A 21,119-nucleotide genomic window follows, 5' to 3' on the forward strand; every position below is an offset into this window, starting at 1 on the left:
TACAGTTCCGAGACCGAACGCCGAGGTGAACTTCCTGGTTGGTTGCATGTCTACAATCACCACAGGGTTCACTCCGCGATCGGAGCCCCGCCCATCAGCAGACTCAACAACCTGCCTGGACATCACAACTAGGGCCCGCGCCTCGGCGCCCCGGCTCAGGCCCCGCCGTGGAGAAGGTTGACGACCGTGGCGAGCAGCTCGTCCTGCTTGGCCGTGCGCGCGAACGTCGTCGGATCGAGCACGGGCGGCAGGCGCCTGCGCACGGTGGAGTGGGCGTAGGCGAACTCGCGCAGGCCGTCGGGGCCGTGGATGCGCCCGAACCCGGACTTGCCGACCCCGCCGAACGGGACGGAGGGCAGCATGGCGAACCCCAGCGCCGCGTTGATCGAGACCATCCCGGTGCGCATGCCCCGGGCGATCTGCGCGGCCCGGGCACGGCCGTACACGGTCCCGCCCAGGCCGTAGCCGGTGGCGTTGATGCGGGCGAGCAGCGGGCCGACCTCGGAGAAGCCCATGAGGTTGGCCGTCGGGCCGAACGTCTCCTCCGTGTTCGCCGGCGCATCGTCCGCCACGCCCGTGAGGATGCTCGGCTGGACCACCTGGCCCTCGGGTGCCCCGACGCGGCCGGCCAAGACGCGCGCCCCGGCGTCCACGGCCCCGCGCAGGTGGCCCTCGACGACGTCGACCTGGCCGGCCATCGTCATGGGCCCGATCGGCGCGGCGTCGTCGGCGCCCGCGCGCAGGCCCCCGACGATCGCGGCGAGCTTGGCCCCGAACGCCTCGGAGACGGACTCGTGGACGTAGATCCGCTCAGTGCCCACGCAGGTCTGGCCGGCGTTGGACAGCGCGGTCCACGCGGCGGCCTCGGCGGCGGCGTCGAGGTCGGCGTCGTAGTCGACGACGAAGGCGTCCTTGCCGCCGCACTCGGCGACCATGGGCGTCAGGCGCTCCGCGGCCGCGGCCATGACCTTCTTGGCGGTCGCGGTGGAGCCGGTGAACGCGATCTTGTCGATGTCCGCGCGCGCCAGCGCGTCGCCCGTGGTGCCATCGCCCGTGAGCACCTGGAGGACCGGTGCCTCGGGCACGGCCTCGGCCATGTAGCGGCCCAGCCAGAGGCCCACCCCGGGGGTGAGCTCGCTGGGCTTGAAGACGACGGCGTTGCCGGCGGCGAGCGCGAAGACGATCGAGCCCAGCGGCGTCATGACCGGGAAGTTCCAGGGGCCGATGACCCCCACGACGCCCAGGGGGCGGTATTCGATCGACCCGGACAGGTGGAAGCTCATGAGCGTCGAGCGCGTGCGCCGGGGGCCCAGCACCGAGCGCGCGTGGCGGGCGGCCCACGCGATGTGGTCGAGGATCGTCGCGACCTCGATGGCGGCATCGGCCACGGGCTTGCCCGTCTCCTCGCTCACGAGCTTGGAGATCTGCGCGAAGCGGCGGGCGAGGATGCCGCGGAAGGCATCGAGCCGCTTGCCGCGCTGGGCGAACGTGAGGCCCGCCCACCAGTCGGCGGCCCCACGGGCGCGCTCGACGGCCGCGGCGACGTCCTCGGCGGTGGCGATCGGGTAGCTGCCCAGGGGCTCGCCGGTGCCCGGGCGGGTCACGGTGAGCCGGGGCCCGGCGCCGCTCGCGGCATTGCCCGGGCTCTGGTTGGCCAGCGCGGAATTGGACAGCGGCGTGGGTGTCGGGCTCATCGGGCGGTCTCCTTCTGCGTCGCGGCGGGGGCGGTCGCGCGCTCGGGGGTGCGCCCCCGCAGCAGGTCCGCAGCGCGCTCGGCGAGCATGATCGTGGGGGCGTTGGTGTTTCCGCGGGTCACGCGGGGGAAGACCGAGGCGTCGACGACGCGCAGGCCGTCCACGCCGCGCACGCGCAGCTGCGGGTCGACGACGGACTCGGGGCCCGCGCCCATCGCGCACGTGCCCACCGGGTGGTAGAGCGTCTGCGCGTAGCCTTCGATGAGCCGGGTCATCTCCGCGTCGTCGAGCGCATCGCCCGGCCGGTCGTAGGGCCGGGAGAGGAAGCGGGCCAGCGGGGCCTCGTGGGCGATCTCGATGGAGCGGCGGATGCCGGCGGCCATCGCGGCCCGGTCCTCGGGCGCTGCGAAGTACTGGGGGTCGAGCGAGGGCCGCCAGCGCGGATCGGGCCCGCGCAGCCGCAGTGCCCCGCGGCTGGCGACCTCGACGAGCGTGGGGGCGATCGTGAATTTGCGCGTGCCGGGCTCTCCGAAGCCGTTGTGGTGGAAGCCCGCCGGGGCGATGTGCAGCTGGATGTCCGGATGGGCGTCGTCGCCGCGGGTGGAGAAGAAGGCCCCGCCCTCCCCCACGTTGGAGGCCAGCGGCCCGCGCCCGGTGAGCGCCCACTGCGCGAGCCTGGCCGGAGTGACGTGGTCGGCGGCGAGATCGGTCGTCCCCCGCGTCTCCCACAGCACGGGGGTGACGGGGTGGTCGTGGAGGTTCTGGCCGACGGGCAGGTCGACCAGCGCCTCGATGCCGTGCTCGCGCAGGTGGTCGGCGGGCCCGAGCCCGGAGAGCATGAGCACCTGCGGCGAGTTGATCGCACCGCCGCTGAGGATGACCTCGGCGCCGGCGAAGACCGCCTGCTCGGCGCCGTCCTTGAGGTAGCGCACGCCCACGGCGCAACCCCCGTCGATGACGATGCGGGTGACGAGCGCGTTCGTGATGAGCTCGACGTTGGGCCGTTCGAGGGCCGGGGCGAGGTAGGCGGCGTCGGCCGACCACCGGCGCCCGTTGCGGCAGGTGACCTGGTAGAGGCCCGCCCCGTGCTGCTCGCCGGCGTTGAAGTCGCGCCGCTCGGGCAGGCCCGCGGCGACGCCGGCGGCCACGGCCGCGGCGGTGAGCTCGTGGGTGTAGCGGCGGTCCTCGACGTGGAGGGGGCCGTGCGTCCCGTGCTCCGGGCCGGCCAGGCCGGTGTTCGTCTCCGAGCGCACGAAGTAGGGCAGCGCATCGGCCCAGCCCCATCCCTCGGCCCCGAAGTCGCGCTCCCAGCCGTCGTAGTCGTCGGGATTGCCCCGGATGTAGATCATGGCGTTCATCGCCGAGCAGCCGCCGGTGCCGCGCATCCGGGGCCAGTGGTCGGAGCCGCCGCCGAGCCCCGGCTGCGGCTCCGTCTGGTAGTCCCAGTCCCACGCGGACTTGAAGAGGTTGGCGAAGGCCGCCGGCATGTCGATCTCCATGCCGTGGGTGCGGGGGCCCGCCTCGAGCACGAGGACCGAGGCGTTCGGGTCCTCGGAGAGGCGGTGGGCGAGCACGCTGCCCGCGCTGCCGGCGCCGATGATGACGTAGTCGTAGCTGCCGTGCGCTGCCATGGGACCGCCCTTCCGGCCCTGCGGCCGCATGTGATGCGCACCACTGTGTGCGCCATGGCCCATCCTGCCACGACCGCGGGACCTGCTGTGCACCGCCGAGACGCCGGCTCCCGCCCGATCCGAGAGCATCCCGCCATGCCCCCCGTGCGCGACCCCGGGAGCACAGCGGTGCCCGGGGCGCACGCGCCCCGGGCACCGCTGGTTCCGGCGGGCGCGCCGGTGGCGCGCCCGTCCGGGCCCGCTCAGTCGATGAGCTCGTAGGCGGGCAGGGTGAGGAAGTCGTAGTACGTGGCGTCCGTGGCCATCTTCGCGAAGAGGTCGGTGGCCTTGCCGTAGGCCTCGCGGCCGCCGGGCAGCTTGCCGACCTCCTCGTCGATGATGCGCTCGACGAGCTCGCGGGTGACCTGCTCGCCGGAGTCGGCCAGCTCGGTGTTGAACTTCAGCCACTGCCACACCTGGGTGCGCGAGATCTCCGCGGTGGCGGCGTCCTCCATGAGGCCGTTGATCGCCGCCGCGCCGTTGCCGTTGAGCCACGACTGGACGTACTGGATGCCCACGGACACGTTGGCGCGCAGGCCCGCCTCGGTGACATCGCCGGGGGTGTCCTTGACGCTGAGCAGGTCCGCGGCGGTGACGGAGACGTCCTCGCGCTTCTTGTCGAGCTGGTTGGGCGCCTCGCCCAGGACCTTCGTGAAGGCCTCCTTGCAGATGTCGACCATGCCCGGGTGGGCCACCCACGAGCCGTCGAAGCCGTCGCCGGCCTCGCGGGTCTTGTCGCCGGTGACCTTCTCGAACGCCTGGGCGTTGGCCGCCTCGTCCTTCGACGGGATCTGCGCGGCCATGCCGCCGATCGCGTGGGCCCCGCGCTTGTGGCACGTGCGCACAAGCAGCTCGGTGTAGGCGCGCATGAAGGGCACCGTCATCGTCACGAGGTTGCGGTCGGGCAGGATCCAGTCCGCGCCCTTGTTCCGGTGGGTCTTGATGACGGAGAAGATGTAGTCCCAGCGCCCGGCGTTGAGGCCCGCGGAGTGGTCGCGCAGCTCGTAGAGGATCTCCTCCATCTGGAAGGCCGCGGGGTAGGTCTCGATGAGGCACGTGGCCCGGATCGAGCCGTGCTCGACGCCCAGCTTCTCCTCGGAGTAGGAGAACACGTCGTTCCACAGGCGCGCCTCGAGGTAGGACTCCATCTTCGGCAGGTAGTAGTAGGGACCCTGGCCCTTCTCGAGCTGGCGGCGCCCGGCCGTGGCGAAGTAGAGGGCGAAGTCGACGAGCGAGCCGGAGACCTCCTGCCCGTCGACCTTCATGTGCTTCTCGCCCATGTGCCAGCCGCGGGGGCGCACGATGATCGTGGGCAGCTCCTCGTCGGGGCGCAGCCTGTACTCCTTGCCGGTCTCCTCGGCGACGAAGTCGATCTCGCGGTTGATGGCGTTGAGCAGGTTGAGCTGGCCGCCGATCACGGACTCCCAGGCGGGGGTGTTCGCGTCCTCCTGATCGGCCAGCCAGGCCTTCGCGCCGGAGTTCAGCGCGTTGATCGTCATCTTCGTGTACGTGGGGCCGGTGACCTCCACGCGGCGGTCCTCGAGTCCCGGCGCGGGGGCCACGACGGTCCACGAGTCGTCCTCGCGCACGGCCTTCGTCTCGTCGAGGAAGCCCAGCTCGCCGCCGGAGTCCAGGTGCTTCTGGACCTCCTTGCGCGCCGCGAGGCGCTCCTGGCGGGTGGGCTCAAAGCGGCGGTGGAGGTCGACGATGAGGTCGAGCGCGTCCGGGGTCAGCACCTTCTCGGCGCCGTCGGGCAGCTGCCCGGTGATCTCGAGGCCGTCGGGGAGCGTGAGCTCTGCCATGGTTCTCCTTCGGTTTCTTTTCGGGTGGGTCGGGGTGGTCTGCGCGGCGCGCGGGGCGCCTGGGCTAGGAGGCGGCCGCCGAGGCGCTGGGGTCGTGGGCGGCCGAGGGCGCGGCCGCCGCCTGCTCGCGGTTGAACACGACGCCCGGGTTGAGGATGCCCTGGGGGTCCAGGGCGGCCTTGATCCGGTGGTTGAGCTCGTAGACGTCGTCGCCCAGGTAGGCGCCGAGCCACGGCTGCTTGAGCCGGCCCACGCCGTGCTCGCCCGTGATCGTGCCGCCCAGGCCCATGGCGAGGTCCATGATCTCGCCGTAGGCGGTGTGGGCGCGCTCCTCCTGCGCGGCGTCGGTGGGGTCGAAGACGACGAGCGGGTGGGTGTTGCCGTCCCCCGCGTGGGCCATGACCGCGATCGTCACGTCGCGCTGGCCGGCGATCTCCGCGATGCCGTCGACGAGGCGGCCCAGCAGGGGCACGGGCACGCCCACGTCCTCGAGGAGGATCGTGCCGGTCTTCTCCACGGCGGGGATCGCGTGCCGGCGCGCGGCGATGAACTGCTCCCCCTCGTCGGGGTCGTCGGTGGAGAACACCTCGCCGGCGTGGTTGTCCCGGCAGATCCGCTCGATGTCGGCGATCTCGCGCCCGGCGTGCTCCGCGGGCTCGTCGGACTGGATGATGAGCATCGCCTCGGCGTCGCGGTCGAGGCCCATGTGCACATCGTCTTCGACGGCGTTGATCGTCACGCGGTCCATGAACTCGCACATGGAGGGGCGCATCGTCTTCGTGATCTCGAGCACCGTGTTCGTCGAGTCGTCGAGCGTGGGGAACGTCGCGACGAGCGTCGTGCGCAGCCGCTGGGCCGGGATGAGGCGCAGGCACACCTCGGTGATGATGCCCAGCGTGCCCTCGCTGCCCACGAAGAGCTTCGTGAGCGACAGGCCCGCCACGTCCTTGAGGCGCGGGCCGCCCAGCGTGACGGCCCGGCCGTCGGCCAGCACGACCGTCATGCCCAGCACGTAGTCGGTGGTCACGCCGTACTTCACGCAGCACAGGCCGCCGGCGTTCGTGGCGACGTTGCCGCCGATCGAGCAGAACTCGAACGAGGCGGGGTCCGGCGGGTACCAGCAGCCGTGCTCCGCGGCCGCCGCCTTGACCTCGGCGTTGAGCGCCCCGGGCTGGACGAACGCGGTCCGGGTGACCGGGTCGATCGTGATCTCGCGCATCCGGTCGACGCTGAGCACGATCCCCCCGTCGACGGCGGTGCTGCCGCCCGACAGGCTCGAGCCCGCCCCGCGCGGCACGACGGGGATCCCGTGGGCGGCGGCGAAGCGGACCGTGGCCTGCACGTCCGCGGTGCTCGTGGCGCGCACCACGGCCAGCGGCATGCCGGGGTGGGGGTCGTTCGCGCGGTCGCGCCGGTAGGCCTCCATGGTCTCCGGCTTGGTGATGAGGCAGCCAGCGGGCAGCTGGGCCTCGAGCTCGGCGAGCTCCGTCTCCATCGGCTCTCCCATGCGATCGGGGCGGTTGGGCAACGGGCTCAACGTAGCATTCGGGAGACCCCCGCCACACGCAGTTTTCCGCGATACGGAAATCTAATTCCGCTGAACATAATCCCCGCGCATACTGGGAGCCATGTCCCCCGCCTCCCCCGCCCGCGTGCAGTCCGTCGACCGGACCCTCGACGTCCTCGAGGCCCTGGCCCGCATGGGCGGCAGCGCGCGCGGCACGGACCTCGCCGCCGAGGTGGGGCTGCCCGCCCCCAGCGTGCACCGCATCCTCGCCACGCTCATGGCGCGCGGCTACGTCCGCCAGTTCGCCGACCGCCGCTACGCCCTGGGCTCGCGGCTCGTGGGACTCGGCACGGACGCCGCGGAGCAGGCGGGCTTCGCCGTCCAGCCCATCCTCGACCGGGCCGCGGCCGCCCTGCAGGAGACCGTCAACCTCGCGTTCTACTCCCACACGCGGATGACGTACGTCGCCCAGGCCTCTTCCTCGCGCTCCATGCGCATGTTCACCGAGGTGGGCCGCCAGGTCCCCTGCTTCAACACGGGCGTGGGCAAGGCCGTGCTCGCGACCATGAGCGAGGCGAAGATCCGCGCCGCCCTGGAGCGCAGCGCGGCCTCCGGCCTTCCCGCCCCGGACGTGGAGGGGCTCATGGCCGAGCTGCGCGAGTGCCGCGGGCGCGGCTTCGCCCTCGACGACGAGGAGCAGGAGGCCGGGGTGCGGTGCCTGGCCGTCGCGGTGCCCGGCGGCCCCGCGCCCGCCGGCATCTCCGCCTCGGCGCCCACCTCGCGGCTCGTGCCGAGCATCTACCCCAGGGTCGCAGCCCAGCTGCGCGCAGCGGCCGAGGAGCTCGCCGCTCACTGGGACGGGTGAGCGGCGCACCGCCTCACAGCCGGTCCACAGCCTCGGCTCATCGCGCGGCTGGGGCGCGTCGGGACACTGGCGGCATGACTGAGCACACGGCGGGGCGGCTGCGCCCGCGCAGAACAGGCAGCAGAACACAGGCGCTGCGCGTCGTCGGGGCGGCGCGGGCGCGCCGCGCCGAGCGCGCCGAGCGCCGGCGCGCGGACTCGACCCCCGCGAACGGGAGCGCATCCCCCGCGGGCGCACTCCACAGCACCGGTGCCCGGCGCGGGCAGCACAGCACCGGCCAGCACCGCGCCGGCCAGCGCCCAGGGCCCGGCGGCGGTGACTCGCCCCGCCCGGGCGGGCTGCGCTCCTGGCTGCGCCGCGACGGCTGGCGCGGCCGGGAGGGCTGGCTGCGCGCGGGCGTGCTGCTCATGCTCGCCGGCGCGGCGTTCGCCTACCTGTACAACCTCACCGCCTCCGGCTACGGCAACACGTTCTACGCCGCGGCGATCCGCGCGGGCTCGCAGGACTGGACGGCGTGGCTGTTCGGCTCGCTCGATGCGAACAACGGCATCACGGTCGACAAGCCGCCGGCCGCCCTGTGGATCCCGGCGCTGTTCGCCCGCGTCTTCGGGTTCAGCTCGCTGACCGTGCTGCTGCCCCAGGCGCTCATGGGCATCGCGACCGTCTGGCTGACCTATCTCACAGTCGCGCGGCTGGGCGGGCGCCCCGCGGGCCTCCTCGCGGGCTGGCTCGTCGCGCTCACCCCGGTGGCGGTCATGATGTTCCGCTTCGACAACCCCGATGCCATGCTCACCCTGTGCCTGGCGCTCGCCGCCTACCTCACGGTGCGCGCCATCCAGTCCGGGCGGGTCCATGCCGCCGGCGACGGGCTGCACCGCGCCGCGGCGAACCGCGCGCACTGGTGGATGCTGGCCGCGGGCGCGGTCATCGGGCTGGCGTTCCTCGTCAAGATGCTCCAGGGGTTCCTCACGCTGCCCGCGCTCGGCCTCGCTTTCCTCATCGCGGCCCAGGGCGGGCTGGGCCGCCGGCTCGCGGGCCTGGCCGCGGGGGTGGCCGGTGCGCTCGCGCCGATCGCCGCCTACGCCGCGCTGTTCTACCTGTGGCCCGCCGATGCGCGGCCGTACATGGCCGGCACGGACTCGAACTCCTTCTTCGAGCTCGTCTTCGGCTACAACGGGTTCGGCCGGATCTTCGGCGGCTCCGGCAACGGCGGCGGAGGTGGCGGCGGGGGTGGCGGCAACGTGGGCTTCGGCGGCGAGGCCGGGCTGCTGCGCATGCTCAACTCCTCGTTCGGCCCGGAGATCGGCTGGCTGCTGCCGGCCGCGGCGATCCTGCTGCTCGGCGGCCTCTGGGCCACCCTCCGGCGCCCGCGCACGGACCCGCAGCGCGCCGGCCTCCTGGTCTTCGGCGGCTGGCTCGTCGTCACCGCGGCCGTGTTCTCCTTCATGGAGGGCACCATCCACCCCTACTACGTGGTCGCGCTGGCCCCGGCCGTGGCCGGCACCGTGGCGCTGGGCGCCGGGCTCCTGTGGCGCCGCCGAGGCGAGCTCGCGGCCCGCATCGGCCTCGCCATCGCGCTCGCGGCCACCGCCGGCATGTCGTACTACCTGCTCGCCACCGCCGCGGCGGACTGGCTGCCGTGGCTGCGCTGGGCGATCCTGGCCGGCGGCATCGTCACGGCGATCGCACTGCTCCTGGGCGCCGATCGGATCCGCCTGCGCTCGGGCCGCACGCTCACCGCGTGGGTCCTCGCCGCGGCCCTGCTGTTCGGCGGGGCTGGCACGGCGGCCTGGTCGGCGGCCTCGATCGGCAATGCCTACCAGGGCTCGATCCCGACGTCCGGTCCGGCAGCCGCCGGGGGCGGCAGCGGCGGCATGGGCGGCGGCCAGGCGGGCGGCGGGGGCGGTGCCCCCGGCGGTGCCGGAACCACCGGCGATGCCGACACCGCTGGCGATGCGGACACCGCGGCCGGGGACGGCAGCGGCACCCAGGGCGGTTCCCAGGGCGGCGACGCATCCACCGACGCGTCCGGCAGTGCCTCCCAGGACGCCGGCGACGCGAGCCGCGGCGGGGGCGGCGGGATGGGCGGCGAGGCGTCGAGCGAGCTCGTCAGCCTGCTGCAGTCGGCCTCCGGGAGCTACTCCGCGGCGACGGTGGGGGCCAACAGCGCCGCCCAGCTCATGATCTCCTCGGACACCGAGGTGCTCGACATCGGCGGTTGGATGGGCTCGGACCCCTACCCCACGCTCGACGAGTTCAAGCAGATGGTGGAGGACGGCGAGGTCTCGTACTTCATCGGCGGCGGCGGCATGGGCGGGGGCCCCGGCGGCGGCAGCTCGTCGTCCCAGGCGATCAGCGAGTGGGTGGCGGCGAACTACACCTCCACCACCGTGGGCGGCACCACCGTCTACGACCTCAGCTCCCCCGCGAGCTGAACCCAGGCCGGCAGGGCCGCGTTCCCCCTTCCCCGGGGCGCGGCCCTGTCCTGCGCCCGGCGCTTCAGCGCGGGCCAGTCCGCGCAGACAGCACCGCCGCCGAGGTGCGGGCCGAGCGATGCTCTGCCCGCGCCTCGGCGGCGGTGGAGTGGGGGCGCTGCGCGCCCGGGTGCGCTCAGCGCTTGCGGCGGCGGCTGCCGCCCGAGCGGCCCGATTCGAGCTGCTTGGGCTTGCCGCCGATCTCCCGGCCCTCGCGGTCGACGACGATGACCGTGGGCACGATCATGGGGCGCCGGCGCAGCTTCGAGGAGATCCAGCGGCCGATCGTGCGGCGGATGACATGCTGGAGCTTCTGCTCGTCCTTGGCGCCCTCCTGCATCGCCTCGGTGATCGCCTCGGCGATCTTGGGCTGGATCCAGTCGAAGACGGAGTCCTCCTCCGCCACGCCGCGGGTCTTGATGACCGGGCCCGTGATGATCGTGGCGTCCTCGGGCCGCACGGTGGTGACGATCGAGACGAAGCCCTCGCCGGCGAGGACGCGGCGGTCCTCGAGGTCGGACTCCGTGATGGTGCCGATCGAGGAGCCGTCGACGAAGACGTAGTCGCACTCGACGGCGCCCACGACCCGCGCGCGCCCGTCCTTGAGGTCGACGACCCAGCCGTCGTCGGCGATGACGATGTTCTCCTCCGGCACACCGGTGTCCGCCGCGTGCTTGGCGTTGGCCAGCAGGTGGCGCCACTCGCCGTGCACGGGCATGACGCCCTTGGGCTTGACGATGTTGTAGGCGTAGAGGAGCTCGCCGCCGGAGGCGTGGCCGGAGACGTGGACGTTCGCATTGCCCTTGTGGACGACCTTGGCGCCCAGCCGCATGAGGCCGTTGATGACGCGGAAGACCGCGTTCTCATTGCCCGGGATGAGCGAGGAGGCGAGCACGATGGTGTCGTCCTCGCCCACCTCGACGCGGTGGGTGCCGTTGGCCATGCGCGAGAGCGCGGCCATCGGCTCGCCCTGCGAGCCGGTGCACATGAGCACCACCTGGTCGTCGGGCAGCTTGTCGACGTCCTTGATGTCGATGAGCACGCCGTCGGGCACGTGGAGGTAGCCCAGCTCCTGCGCGATCTTCATGTTGCGCACCATGGACCGGCCCACGAGGGCGACCTTGCGCCCGTGCGCGCTGGCGGCCTCGAGGACCTGCTGCACACGGTGGACGTGCGAGGAGAACGAGGCGACGATGATGCGCCGGTCGGCCTTGCCGAAGATCGTCTCGAGGACGGGCCCGATGTTGCGCTCGAGCGAGGTGAAGCCGGGCACCTCGGCGTTCGTCGAGTCGGTGAGGAAGAGGTCGACGCCCTCCTCGCCCAGGCGGGCAAAGGAGCGCAGGTCCGTGATGCGGCGGTCGAGCGGCAGCTGGTCCATCTTGAAGTCGCCGGTGTGCAGCACGGTGCCGGCTCCGGTCTTGATGGCCACGGCCAGGGCGTCGGGGATCGAGTGGTTGACGGCCACGAATTCGAGGTCGAAGGGCCCCAGCTGGTCCGTCTCGCCCTCGCGCACCACGCGGGTAACGGGCTTGATGCGGTGCTCCTTGAGCTTCGCCTCGATGAGCGCCAGGGTGAGCGTCGAGCCCAGCAGGGGGATGTCGTTGCGGCGCTTGAGGAGGTAGGGCACGGCGCCGATGTGGTCCTCGTGGCCGTGGGTGAGCACGACTCCCACGATGTCGTTCATGCGCCCGTCCAGGTAGGACAGGTCCGGCAGGATGAGGTCGACACCGGGCTGCTCCTCCTCGGGGAAGAGCACGCCGCAGTCGACGATGAGGATCTTGCCGCGGTACTCGAAGACGGTCATGTTGCGGCCGACTTCGCCGAGGCCGCCGAGCGCGACGATGCGCATCGCCTCGGGGTCCGCCTGGGGGGGCGGGCCGGGTGTTTCCAGGAGGGTCTTCACGAAAGAATCCCGCTTTCTGTCAGTCGTTTGCGCAGGAACGCCAGCTGTTCCCCGTCTGCGGGAAGCAGCGGGAGGCGATCTGCGCGATGGGGAATCACTCCCATGAGCTCGAGTGCGGCCTTCGCCGACACGGCCCCGGGCAGGTGATTCATGATGGTGTCGATGAGCGGAAGGAGCTCCGCATTCAGGCGCCGCGCGGTGTCGAGGTCGTTGTCCTGGACGGCGGCGACGAGGGCGGCGACGCGCTCGGGGGCGACGTTGCCGATCGTGGAGACGACGCCCACGGCGCCCACAGCAAGCAGCGGCAGGTTGAGGGAGTCGTCGCCGGAGTAGTAGGCGAGGTCGGTCTCGGCCATGAGGCGCGCGGAGCACTCGAGGTCGCCCTTCGCGTCCTTGACGGCGAGGATGTTCGGGTGCCCGGCGAGGTCGCGCAGCGTGTCCTCGGCCAGTGCCACCCCGGAGCGGCCGGGGATGTCGTAGAGCATGATCGGCAGCTCGGCGGCATCGGCGACGGCGCGCATGTGGGCCGCGATCGCGTTCTGCGGGGGCTTGGAGTAGTACGGCGAGACGAGCAGCAGGCCGTTGGCGCCGGCCTCGCGCGCGGCCGCGGCGAGCGCGAGCGTGTGCCGGGTGTCGTTCGTGCCGATCCCGGCGATGACGCGGGCGCGGTCGCCCACCTCGTCGAGCACGGCGTCGAGCAGTCGGCGCTTCTCATCGTCGCTGGTGGTGGGCGATTCGCCGGTGGTGCCGGAGACGGCGAGGAAGTCGTTGCCGCCGTCCACCAGGCGGGCGGCGAGCGCGCGGACTGCGGCCCAGTCGATCTCGCCCGACTCGTCCATGGGGGTGACCATCGCCGTGCCCACCGAGCCGAAGGCCTGCCGTGCCGTCAGTGCGTCTCCGTCCGTCATCATCGCCATGACTGCGATTTTACCGTGCCCGGTGCGCTGACCCCAACGGACGCCGCCCGCGGCGCGTTGGGGGCAGGGCGGCGCGGTGCGTGACACAATGTCCCCACAGCTTCGACCACCCCCTTGCCCCGTTTAGAGGATGCGTATTGGACCACCGGCCGCTTGTCACCCGGGCCATCACGGTCCCGGGTCGCCTCGCGCCCGTTTCATTCGCCCTCGGGCGCGGAGCCGCCGTGGCGCTTCGAGGGACAAACGGTTCGGGGAAGACCACTGCGCTCGAGGCGGTGGCCGGTCTGCGCCGCACCCGGGGAGAGGTGCTGGTCTGCGGCGCTCCGCCCGATCGCCGCTCGGCACGCTTCCGCGCGCAAGTCGCGGCCCAACTGGGCGAGCCCGTCCTTGACACGGGTCTGACCGTGCTTGAGCACGCCATCACGGTGAGCCGCACATGGGGTCGTCCGGCTTCGCACGCGCGTGAGGCCTGCGAGAGCGTCTTGGACGAGCTGGGGATCGCCGGGCTTCGTCGGCGCCTGCCGCACGAGATGTCCTCGGGGCAGCGCCAACTTTTCGTGCTTGCGCTGACCCTCGTGCGCCCGGCGACGCTTCTCGTCTTGGATGAGCCGGAGCGGCGCCTGGCGCGCTCCGCAATCCTCACCGTGGCGACCGCCCTGCGAGCGCGAATGGCGACCGGCACGGCCGTGCTCGTCGCTACGCATTCCGAGGCTCTCGTCGCTGCGCTCGGTAGCGCCGAGGTTCCGGTGAGCGCGGAACGCGCATGACTGGGCCCGCTGACGTCTCACCCAGTGCGACCGGGCCGCCGCGCCTTGCCCGCGGCGCAACGCGGGCACACCGTCTCCACTGCACGGCGCCTCGCGGAATGGGCCGCTCCGGAGCGGCCGGGCAGATCTACGCGCTCGTACTCGCGGCGGTGGTGATCGGAGGGCCGCTGATGTGGGCGCTGACCGACGCGCTGGCGACGCACCGTGAGCTGGGATCAGCCCTCGTCGGCGCTCCCAGCGCAGGGACATTGGGGCTGAGCGAAACGGGTGTGGGGCTGGGGTTGCTGCTCCTGGCCCCCGCCGCGCTCGGCGCCGTCGTGGGATGCGCCTTCGGCCTACCCCTCCCGCGCGCGTTCGAGCTGCGCATGGTCTTCGATTCACCGCGGCCTCGCGGCGGGTTTGTGCGATCGCGGGTCTGGCCGTGGGTGCTCGGTGCCGCCTGTGTGGGCGCGGCAGTTGGCTGTGCCTGCTGGGCCGCGGGGTGGCCGGGTGCAGCCGCGTGGGTGCCGTGCACCGCGGCGGCAGGCACGGCTGCCCCCGCGGGAGCAGCCGTCTGCGCCGTTGCCCGGCCTCGGGTGTCCACAGTTGTTGCGGTGAGCCTGGGCGTAGGGGTGACTGCCGGGCTAGCGTTGCTGACCGAGCGCGTCGGTGCGGTCGGCACCAGCCCCGCGACGGAGCCTGCGAACGCCCACGCCGCACTGGTCCTCGGTACGATCGCAGGCGTCCTATGTGCAATCCAGGCTGCCGCAATCATGCTTCCGGTCCGCTTACTCCGCGTGGACGAGGCAGCCGCGTGCCAACGCGTACTCCGGCGCACCGCAGCCGCTGTCGGACTGGCGGTGGGAGACGCCGGGGCGGCTCGGGCGGCGCTGGGTGAGACGCCGCGGCCGCCCGATCCGTCTCCGCTGTTCGGCACCGCGCCCACCCGAGAAGGCAAGCGCAGTGGCCGCCTAGTGCCTGCGGGCTTCTGGCACCTGGTGGGCACCCACTTGGTCTCGGCGCGGCGACGGCCCATTGCCTGTGCACTCGGAATGCTCGCGGCGGCCGGGGCGATCGGTTGCCTGCTGCTGACGCCCGTGGTCGGCGAGGGGCTCCTCTGGCTGCCGCTCGGGGGGTTTGCCTTCTTGGCGAGCGGGGCCCAGCGGGCGTTCGATGCTGCCATGGTCCAGGCGGCTCACAGCGGAACCGAAAGCCTGTTCGGAATCCCACCCGGCTGGCAGCTCGCCGCGGCACTGTTTGTCCCGGTTCTGATCGCTGTGACGACCGTCGGGCTCTCCTCGGTCGCAGCCTTGGTTCTTGACAGGGAGGGCATTGGACCGTGGGCGGTGCCGCCCGGTTCGCCCGCGCTCGCGAACCCAGTGCGGGCCGGCCTGCTCATCGCTCCCCTCTGCGCCCTCCGCCTGCGCGGGCTGCTCGCGCCGCCGCTGCCGCCGTCGCTGGTCGAACCCATCCCGACTGCGATCGGCGATATCGCGGGTGTGCGCGTCCTCGTGTGGATGCTGCAGGATCCCCTCCTGCTGGTCGTGTTTGCGCTCGCGGTGAGCGCTGCGTGGCCGTCCTCGACGGGACTGACCGTCCTCTCGTTGGTCGCGCTGCTCTATGCCTCACTCACCTGCCGGCGCCGGGTACGCTCAGCGTGAATGGACATGCGAGCCCAGTGAGCTCCACGGTCCTCCGTCTCGCTCCGCCCGGGCGCAGCATCGGCATCGACGCCGCGCGCGGGATCGCGCTGTTCGGGATGATCGCCACGCACGTCATGCCCCTTTCCGGCGCGGCCGGCGATCCCGTGTTCCCGGCGGTCATCGCCGGCCGGGCGGCCGCTCTGTTCGCGGTGCTCGCCGGGGTGTCCACCGTGCTGTCCACGCGGCGCGTCCTGGAGGCCCCGGGTGCCCGCGGCTGGACTGCGGCCGCCGCGGGGCTAGGGGTGCGCGGGGTGTTCATCGCGCTCATCGGGCTGCTGCTGGGCTCCCTGCCCTCGGGCATCGCGATCATCCTCGTCAACTACGGCGCCATGTTCGTGCTGGCCGTGCCCCTGCTGCGCGCGCCCACCTGGCTGCTCGGGGTGCTCGCCCCCGTCTGGCTCGCGGCCGCTCCGGTGCTCAGCTTCGCCATCCGCCGCGCCTGGGGCCTCTCACCTGCCTACGACGTGCCCTCGCTGGCCACCGCGGTGGACCTGCCGCGGCTCGCACAGGCGCTCGTGCTCACCGGCTACTACCCGGTGCTGCAGTGGATGGGCTACGTGGTGCTCGGCATGTTCGTGGCCCGCCTGGACTGGCACAGCGTGCGCCGCGCGCTCGGGCTGGCTGCCGCGGGCGGGGCGTGCGCAGTCCTCGCCCTCAGCGCGTCGTCGCTGCTGCTGTCCGCCGGTGGGCGCACGGCCCTGGAGATCGCCACGGCGCAGCGTCCGGACGCGCTGCGCCAGGCGCTCGGGGAGACGAGCTACGGCATCACGCCCACGGACACGTGGTGGTGGCTGACCATCGCCGGCCCGCACTCGGGCACTCCGTTCGACATGGTGTCCACGGCGGGGATCGCCGTCGCCGTGCTCGGCGGCTGCGGCGCCGCGGCCCTGGCCATCGAGCAGCGCTGGGGGCGCACCGGCCTCGCCTGGTGCGCTCCGCTCAGTGCCCCGGGTTCGATGCCGCTGAGCATCTACACCGCCCACGTCGTGCTCGTCTCGCTCACCGCCGACCTCTTCTGCCCCGCCCGCGCACTGGGCGACGGCGCGGAGTTCGCCCTGCACGCCTGCCTCTTCGTCCTCGCAGCGGTCGTCTGGAAGGCGCTCATCGGCGCCCGGGGCCCACTCGAGGCCGTCGTCAGCGCCAGCGTCCGAGGCGCGAGCAGGTTCGCGCTCACGCGCTAGATGAAGCCGGCCACCGGGCTGGCGGCAATCGACTGGAAGGAGTGGGTGCACCGCGTGCAGCGCGGTGGCGCGGCAGCATTCACTGGTGTCGTGCCCAGGCCAAGGCGCGAGCGCAGCGCAGCGTCCGATGGTGCGCGCAGCGTTCGGTACTGCTGGTGCGACCCGCCGCGGGCCGCCATCCTCTTTGCAGCGCAGGAGGTTCGCTTTGCAGCGCAGGGCGCGGTTGAAGCGTTCGAGCTTGCCGTTCCGCCGGGGACAGGAAGGCCCGATGACCATGCACGTGGCACCCAGTGCCGTGCGCAGCCCGGGAACATGGGCAAACAGCGCACGAGTCAGGGCACGGAAGGGGCTTGTGGAGGGTGGTCTCAATCGATTATTTTTCGAACTTTTATCCATTTCTCTCACATTCAGAGTTCTGTTGCCCAACTCGTGTCAGTGCCTCCCGCTATCGTGGGAGCAAGCAGCACGGAGGACGCAGCACCGGGCACGCAGGCGGAGAGGAGGTGAGCGGCATGAGCGGCACCTCACGCACCGCGCCAACCGAAGAGGCCGGTCGGGAACCGCGGCCGCATCGCTACGACGCGGCCGTCTTCGCAGCCGTCCAGGAGGCCACGGCGCAGGCCAGCCGGCAGCGACTGCGCCAGCTCCTCGGAGCAGGAATGAGCGCACTCGACCTCGCCCTGGCCCACGGCGACCTCGCTCGCTTCGGCATCACCCCAGGCATGCTCCTCGCCCCCGCCGAGATCGCCGGTCCCGACCGACCCGGCCGGACCCACAGCCCCGGCCAGACGCACGACCCCGCCCACCCGCATGACCCCGGTCACCCGCGCGACACCGGCCACACGGACAACGGCTCCCCCGCGAACGGCCCGGGCGCAGCCCGGTGCGGCTGCCGCACGATGGCCGAGCAGCATGATGCCACACTCTTCGAGCTCCCCGCGGCCCCACCCGCCGGCGGTGTCGCAGATCCCGAGCCCGAGCCCGACGCGATCCCCTGGGCCGACCGGCTGCCCTATGACGGGGAGCTCATCCCCACCGCCCGCATCCGCGCCCTGCTCAACCTCCACGCCCCGGACGCGGTTCCCGCTCGCATCTTCGACGGCGCCCAGCAGCGCCTGGGACTCACGCTCGCCCACTGCCTCGACACCACCGAGACTCGCGCCGACCGGCTCATCGCCGACGCCCTCACCGCGATCCTCGGCCTGCCCCAGCTGAGCGCCCGCGCACGATGCGGTGCCATCGACACCCGCAAACTCGAGACCGCGGCCCACGTGGCGGCAGACCTCACCCTCCGAGACCTCTCCGCGCTCGATGCCCACCTGAGCAGGCTGCGACCGAGCATGCCGGTGGCGGACTTCCGCCGGCATGCCACCCGCCTCATCGCCACTCTCACGACCGCCGAAGACGCCGCCCAGGAGATGCGCGCGCAGCGCCGGGTCGAGTACTGGGCCAATAGGGACGGTTCGGCGAACCTGTGCCTCATCGGCCCAGTCGGCGAGGTGGCAGCGCTGCATGCGCGGGTGCGGGCACTCGCCCGCGCGGTGCGCCGCAGCGAGCTCGCGGCGTTCGGCCAGGATGTTCCAGCCGGAGCGCGGGTCACCGACGAGCGCACGATCGCCCAGCTGTGCTTCGACATGCTCGCCTCGTCCACCCCGCAGGTCACCGTGCAGGCCGTCCTCCCAGTCGGGGCGGCAGCCCCAGCTCGGGACGCGGCACCCCCACCCAAGGACGCACCGGCGCGATCGGGCACCGCGGCAGCACCGCTCCCCTGTGACGCCGCCCAGCAGGGTTCTTGGGTTGCGACTCCACCGTCTCGCGCCAACGCGGCCGGGGAGGGTATGCACGTCAGCTGCGCCCTCGGGGCAAGTGCGCCCCCGGGCCCGTCCTCGCAGCCATCGGGCGCCGCGCGGGGATCGGCTCCGTGCAATCCCTGGGGTTCGCCTCCCGGGACTGCAGGGGAGCCGCCGCCCGCCCGTGCATCGGGTCCGTCTCACCGAGGTGCGTCCGGACACCGGCAACCGGACCGGCCCGAGTTCGCCCCACACGGACGAATGGCCGCCCCAGTACATGAACCACCCGCACCGGTTCCTGAGCCTTCGCCCGCAGTGGCGGTCGAGCAGTCGATCGCGTCGATGGCGGAGCGCCCGACCGGGGGCAGCGGACAGACCGTGGCGCTCACGCTGACGTGCCCTACGCACACCGCCTGGCTGCGCCGCCAGGCCACCGTCGCCCTGACCCTGCCCCTCCTGACCTACACGGGCCACGCCGATCTGCCCGGTGAACTCGCCGACGGCACACCCGTGCCGGCGGAGGCCGCACGCCAGATCGCTGCCGGGCAGCCCACCCTGCGCCGCCTCCTCACCGACCCGGCCGACGGGCATGTCCTCGATGCCCATGCCCACTCGTACACGATTCCCGCGGCCCTGCGAGCGGCGGTGGAGGCGAAGTGGCAGCACTGCACCGCTCCCGGCTGCTCCCGCCGGGCCACCGACTGCGAGCTCGACCACCTCACCCCGTTCGACCGCGAACGCCCCGAACTCGGCGGGCGCACGGACTTCGACAACCTCCACCCGCTGTGCAAGCACCACCACCAGCTCAAGACCGCCGGGGTGCTCACCCCGCTGCGGTTGCCCGGCGGAATGCTCGGCTGGCGGCTCAGCGGAGAGATCACCGCGGGAGCCTCGGTACCCGGCAATCCCATCAGCACCGCCCACGCTGTTCAGCTCCGGGCCATCATCGACGCAGCCCAGACGGGCAGCGAGGCACCGGTAACCCCGGTAACGCCGGTTCACGACGATCCGCCGCCCTTCTGAACCCGGCCGGGAAGAGCATGTCGGCACGCGGACATCCGGAACACGCGGTCACGGTGAGCCCCCTGCCATCCCAAGCACGCCGTCACACCGAGCACACCTTCACACCGAGCGGCGGCGGGTGAGCGGGCCGGCGCGGCGAAGGGGCAACCCGCGCCGCCGCGTGGTTGGGTGGGCGCATGTGCGTCCTTCGAGTCGTCCCGAACCTCACTGCTGCCGACATGAGCGCAGCGGTCGACGAACATGCCGGCGTGCTCGGGCTTTGGCCCGTCATGGACCACGGCTGGATCGTCACCCTGGCCGACGGCGAGGGCCATCAGCTCAGCGTCATGACCCCGGACGCTTCCGGCCCGGTCAATCCCGACGTCTCGGTCTTCGTCAACGATGTGCGCGAGGCCTTCGAGCGTGCCCGCCGCATGGGAGTCGAGATCGTCCACCCGCTCACGGAGGAACCGTGGGGCGTCACCCGCTTCTTCTGCCGGTCAGCCGATGGCCGGGTCATCAACGTGGGCATGCACACGGGCGCGCGCTGAGCCGCAGCCGGGTGCGCGGCGCGCCTAGCGCTGCGCCTTCTCCATGGCGATTGCCCTGCGCATCGTGGCACGCGCCCGCTTGCGGTCGCCGGCCACATCGTAGGCGCACGACAGCCGGAACCAGCTGCGCCAGTCATCGGGCGCGGCCTCGGCCTCGTCGCGGTACTGGGCGAACGCGGCGTCCGCGGCCGAGCGGACGATGCGGCCGCCCGGGGTGCGCGGCAGGTCGTCGGGCGGCAGACCGCCCTCGGCCCCGAGCCGGCGCCCGAGCCGCTCCATCCTCGCTCCGAAGGCGAACTCGCGGATGAGCGCCCACGCGCCCAGGATCGGCAGCGCGAACAGCGCGATCCCCAGGACCTTCGCCACCGGGTTGGGCTCGGTGATCATGATCCAGCCGCGCTGCGCGGTGAAGACCAGGTAGAGCGCCAGCAGCACGGAGATGATGACCGCGCCGAGCTTCGCCTTCGACATGGCAGCCCTGCTCAGGCGTCCAGGAAGTGCTCGAGGCCCACCGTGAGACCGGGGTGCTCGCTCAGCCGCTTGACCGCCAGCACGATGCCCGGCATGAACGCCTCGGTGGACAGCGAATCGGTGCGGATCGACAGGGCCTCGTGCGCGGAGCCGAAGCGGATCTCCTCCGTCGCGTTCATCCCCAGCTGCCGGACTGCGTGGACGTGGATGCCGTCGATTACGGCCCCGCGGGCGCCGTCGGGGTCGGACTCCGTGGCATCGGGCACGGCGCCCAGGCCCGCCTCGGCGCGGGCGCGCGCGATCCGCTCGGCGGTGGCCACAGCGGTGCCGGACGGCGCATCGAGCTTGCGGGGGTGATGCGTCTCGACGACCTCCGCCGATTCGAAGTAGGGGGCGGCCAGCTGGGCGAACTGCATGGCCAGGACGGCGCCGATGGAGAAGTTGGGCGCGATGAGCACGCGCGCGCCCTCGTGCTCGGCGATGAGCGCCTCGAGGCTCCGGACGCGCTCGGCGGACCAGCCGGTCGTGCCGACGACTGCGGGAATACCGTGTTCGACGAGGAAGCGGACGTTGTCCTCGGTGGCCTTGGGCACGGTCAGCTCCACGGCCACATCCGGCCGCGCGGCGAGCAGCCCCTCGAGGGGGTCTCCGCTGCCCAGCCGGGCCGTGAGCTCCAGGCCCTCGGCCGCCTCGATCGCCGCGGCGGCGTGCGAGCCCATGCGCCCCTGCGCGCCGATCACTGCCACCCGGATGTCTGCCACGTGCTCCCCCTCGGTTCGCGGGCCTGCGGGCCGCGCTCCTTTGCTTCGTCGCTGCCTCGCCTCGGCGGCGACGGCCCCGACC

The 21,119-nt window shown here is 72.6% G+C and carries 15 protein-coding genes and 1 pseudogene; 8 read left to right on the forward strand and 8 right to left on the reverse strand.

Translation table 11 applies throughout. The annotated features are described in order from the left end of the window. Window positions 1-132 (forward strand): annotated as a pseudogene (locus GSY69_RS08580) (IS481 family transposase); the annotation flags it as partial. Between the two features lie 23 nt (window positions 133-155). Here GSY69_RS08580 and GSY69_RS08585 read toward each other — a convergent pair. From GSY69_RS08585 to GSY69_RS08600, 4 genes are all read right to left on the reverse strand, one after another. Continuing rightward, entirely contained in the window at window positions 156-1,694 is a 1,539-nt protein-coding gene (locus GSY69_RS08585; protein WP_160953447.1) for an aldehyde dehydrogenase family protein, read from the reverse strand. Beyond that, entirely contained in the window at window positions 1,691-3,325 is a 1,635-nt protein-coding gene (locus GSY69_RS08590) for a GMC family oxidoreductase (RefSeq protein ID WP_160953448.1), read from the reverse strand. The genes GSY69_RS08585 and GSY69_RS08590 overlap by 4 nt, the downstream gene beginning before the upstream one ends. Window positions 3,326-3,567: 242 nt before the next feature. Beyond that, window positions 3,568-5,166: a malate synthase A gene (aceB, locus tag GSY69_RS08595; protein ID WP_160953449.1), complete on the reverse strand. Its 1,599-nt coding sequence runs from the start codon at window positions 5,164-5,166 to the stop codon at window positions 3,568-3,570. A gap of 64 nt (window positions 5,167-5,230) precedes the next feature. Next, the gene (locus tag GSY69_RS08600) at window positions 5,231-6,661 is read right to left on the reverse strand and encodes an FAD-binding oxidoreductase (RefSeq protein WP_160953450.1); all 1,431 of its coding nucleotides are present in this window, start codon (window positions 6,659-6,661) and stop codon (window positions 5,231-5,233) included. A 133-nt stretch (window positions 6,662-6,794) separates the two neighbouring features. Between GSY69_RS08600 and GSY69_RS08605 the strand changes: the two genes are divergently transcribed. Together GSY69_RS08605 and GSY69_RS08610 are read left to right on the forward strand one after the other, a co-directional pair. Continuing rightward, on the forward strand, window positions 6,795-7,538 hold the full coding sequence (locus GSY69_RS08605) for an IclR family transcriptional regulator (protein WP_160953451.1): 744 nt from the start codon (window positions 6,795-6,797) through the stop codon (window positions 7,536-7,538). A 74-nt stretch (window positions 7,539-7,612) separates the two neighbouring features. Next, window positions 7,613-9,973 (forward strand): glycosyltransferase family 39 protein, encoded by a 2,361-nt coding sequence (locus tag GSY69_RS08610; RefSeq protein WP_160953452.1) that lies wholly within the window; start codon window positions 7,613-7,615, stop codon window positions 9,971-9,973. 175 nt (window positions 9,974-10,148) lie between these two features. Here GSY69_RS08610 and GSY69_RS08615 read toward each other — a convergent pair whose 3' ends face one another. Next, window positions 10,149-11,861 carry a ribonuclease J gene (locus GSY69_RS08615; protein ID WP_160953469.1) on the reverse strand — a complete coding sequence of 571 codons (1,713 nt, stop codon included), beginning with the start codon at window positions 11,859-11,861 and terminating at the stop codon, window positions 10,149-10,151. 50 nt (window positions 11,862-11,911) lie between these two features. Then, complete coding sequence (gene dapA / locus GSY69_RS08620; protein ID WP_160953453.1) at window positions 11,912-12,832, reverse strand: 4-hydroxy-tetrahydrodipicolinate synthase; 921 nt, start codon at window positions 12,830-12,832, stop codon at window positions 11,912-11,914. A gap of 137 nt (window positions 12,833-12,969) precedes the next feature. Between dapA and GSY69_RS08625 the strand changes: the two genes are divergently transcribed. The 5 genes from GSY69_RS08625 to GSY69_RS08645 all read left to right on the forward strand — a co-directional run bounded on the left by GSY69_RS08625 (window position 12,970) and on the right by GSY69_RS08645 (window position 19,805). After that, complete coding sequence (locus GSY69_RS08625) at window positions 12,970-13,599, forward strand: ABC transporter ATP-binding protein (protein ID WP_160953454.1); 630 nt, start codon at window positions 12,970-12,972, stop codon at window positions 13,597-13,599. A 776-nt stretch (window positions 13,600-14,375) separates the two neighbouring features. After that, window positions 14,376-15,239 (forward strand): hypothetical protein, encoded by an 864-nt coding sequence (locus tag GSY69_RS08630; RefSeq protein WP_160953455.1) that lies wholly within the window; start codon window positions 14,376-14,378, stop codon window positions 15,237-15,239. Between the two features lie 17 nt (window positions 15,240-15,256). Beyond that, window positions 15,257-16,462 (forward strand): heparan-alpha-glucosaminide N-acetyltransferase domain-containing protein, encoded by a 1,206-nt coding sequence (locus GSY69_RS08635; RefSeq protein ID WP_160953456.1) that lies wholly within the window; start codon window positions 15,257-15,259, stop codon window positions 16,460-16,462. A 512-nt stretch (window positions 16,463-16,974) separates the two neighbouring features. Continuing rightward, complete coding sequence (locus GSY69_RS08640; RefSeq protein WP_235936414.1) at window positions 16,975-19,275, forward strand: HNH endonuclease signature motif containing protein; 2,301 nt, start codon at window positions 16,975-16,977, stop codon at window positions 19,273-19,275. Between the two features lie 176 nt (window positions 19,276-19,451). Further along, window positions 19,452-19,805: a VOC family protein gene (locus GSY69_RS08645; protein ID WP_160953457.1), complete on the forward strand. Its 354-nt coding sequence runs from the start codon at window positions 19,452-19,454 to the stop codon at window positions 19,803-19,805. Between the two features lie 24 nt (window positions 19,806-19,829). On the opposite strand, the gene GSY69_RS08650 is transcribed toward GSY69_RS08645, so the two are convergent. Together GSY69_RS08650 and dapB are read right to left on the reverse strand one after the other, a co-directional pair. After that, window positions 19,830-20,276, reverse strand: a complete 447-nt coding sequence (locus GSY69_RS08650) for a hypothetical protein (protein WP_160953458.1) — start codon at window positions 20,274-20,276, stop codon at window positions 19,830-19,832. Window positions 20,277-20,287: 11 nt separating this feature from the next. Further along, on the reverse strand, window positions 20,288-21,037 hold the full coding sequence (gene dapB / locus GSY69_RS08655; protein WP_268528960.1) for a 4-hydroxy-tetrahydrodipicolinate reductase: 750 nt from the start codon (window positions 21,035-21,037) through the stop codon (window positions 20,288-20,290). Window positions 21,038-21,119 lie beyond the last annotated feature (82 nt).

Source organism: Brevibacterium rongguiense, from assembly GCF_009857845.1.
Taxonomy (GTDB): Bacteria; Actinomycetota; Actinomycetes; order Actinomycetales; family Brevibacteriaceae; genus Brevibacterium; species Brevibacterium rongguiense.

Excerpts from the sequence above, each read along its gene's own strand:
- dapA (WP_160953453.1), bottom strand. The coding sequence starts at position 12,832 with ATGGCGATGATGACGGACGGAGACGCACTGACGGCACGGCAGGCCTTC.
- GSY69_RS08605 (WP_160953451.1), top strand. The coding sequence starts at position 6,795 with ATGTCCCCCGCCTCCCCCGCCCGCGTGCAGTCCGTCGACCGGACCCTC.
- aceB (WP_160953449.1), bottom strand. The coding sequence starts at position 5,166 with ATGGCAGAGCTCACGCTCCCCGACGGCCTCGAGATCACCGGGCAGCTG.
- GSY69_RS08640 (WP_235936414.1), top strand. The coding sequence starts at position 16,975 with ATGAGCGGCACCTCACGCACCGCGCCAACCGAAGAGGCCGGTCGGGAA.
- GSY69_RS08645 (WP_160953457.1), top strand. The coding sequence starts at position 19,452 with ATGTGCGTCCTTCGAGTCGTCCCGAACCTCACTGCTGCCGACATGAGC.
- GSY69_RS08650 (WP_160953458.1), bottom strand. The coding sequence starts at position 20,276 with ATGTCGAAGGCGAAGCTCGGCGCGGTCATCATCTCCGTGCTGCTGGCG.
- GSY69_RS08610 (WP_160953452.1), top strand. The coding sequence starts at position 7,613 with ATGACTGAGCACACGGCGGGGCGGCTGCGCCCGCGCAGAACAGGCAGC.
- GSY69_RS08615 (WP_160953469.1), bottom strand. The coding sequence starts at position 11,861 with ATGCGCATCGTCGCGCTCGGCGGCCTCGGCGAAGTCGGCCGCAACATG.
- GSY69_RS08585 (WP_160953447.1), bottom strand. The coding sequence starts at position 1,694 with ATGAGCCCGACACCCACGCCGCTGTCCAATTCCGCGCTGGCCAACCAG.
- GSY69_RS08600 (WP_160953450.1), bottom strand. The coding sequence starts at position 6,661 with ATGGAGACGGAGCTCGCCGAGCTCGAGGCCCAGCTGCCCGCTGGCTGC.
- GSY69_RS08590 (WP_160953448.1), bottom strand. The coding sequence starts at position 3,325 with ATGGCAGCGCACGGCAGCTACGACTACGTCATCATCGGCGCCGGCAGC.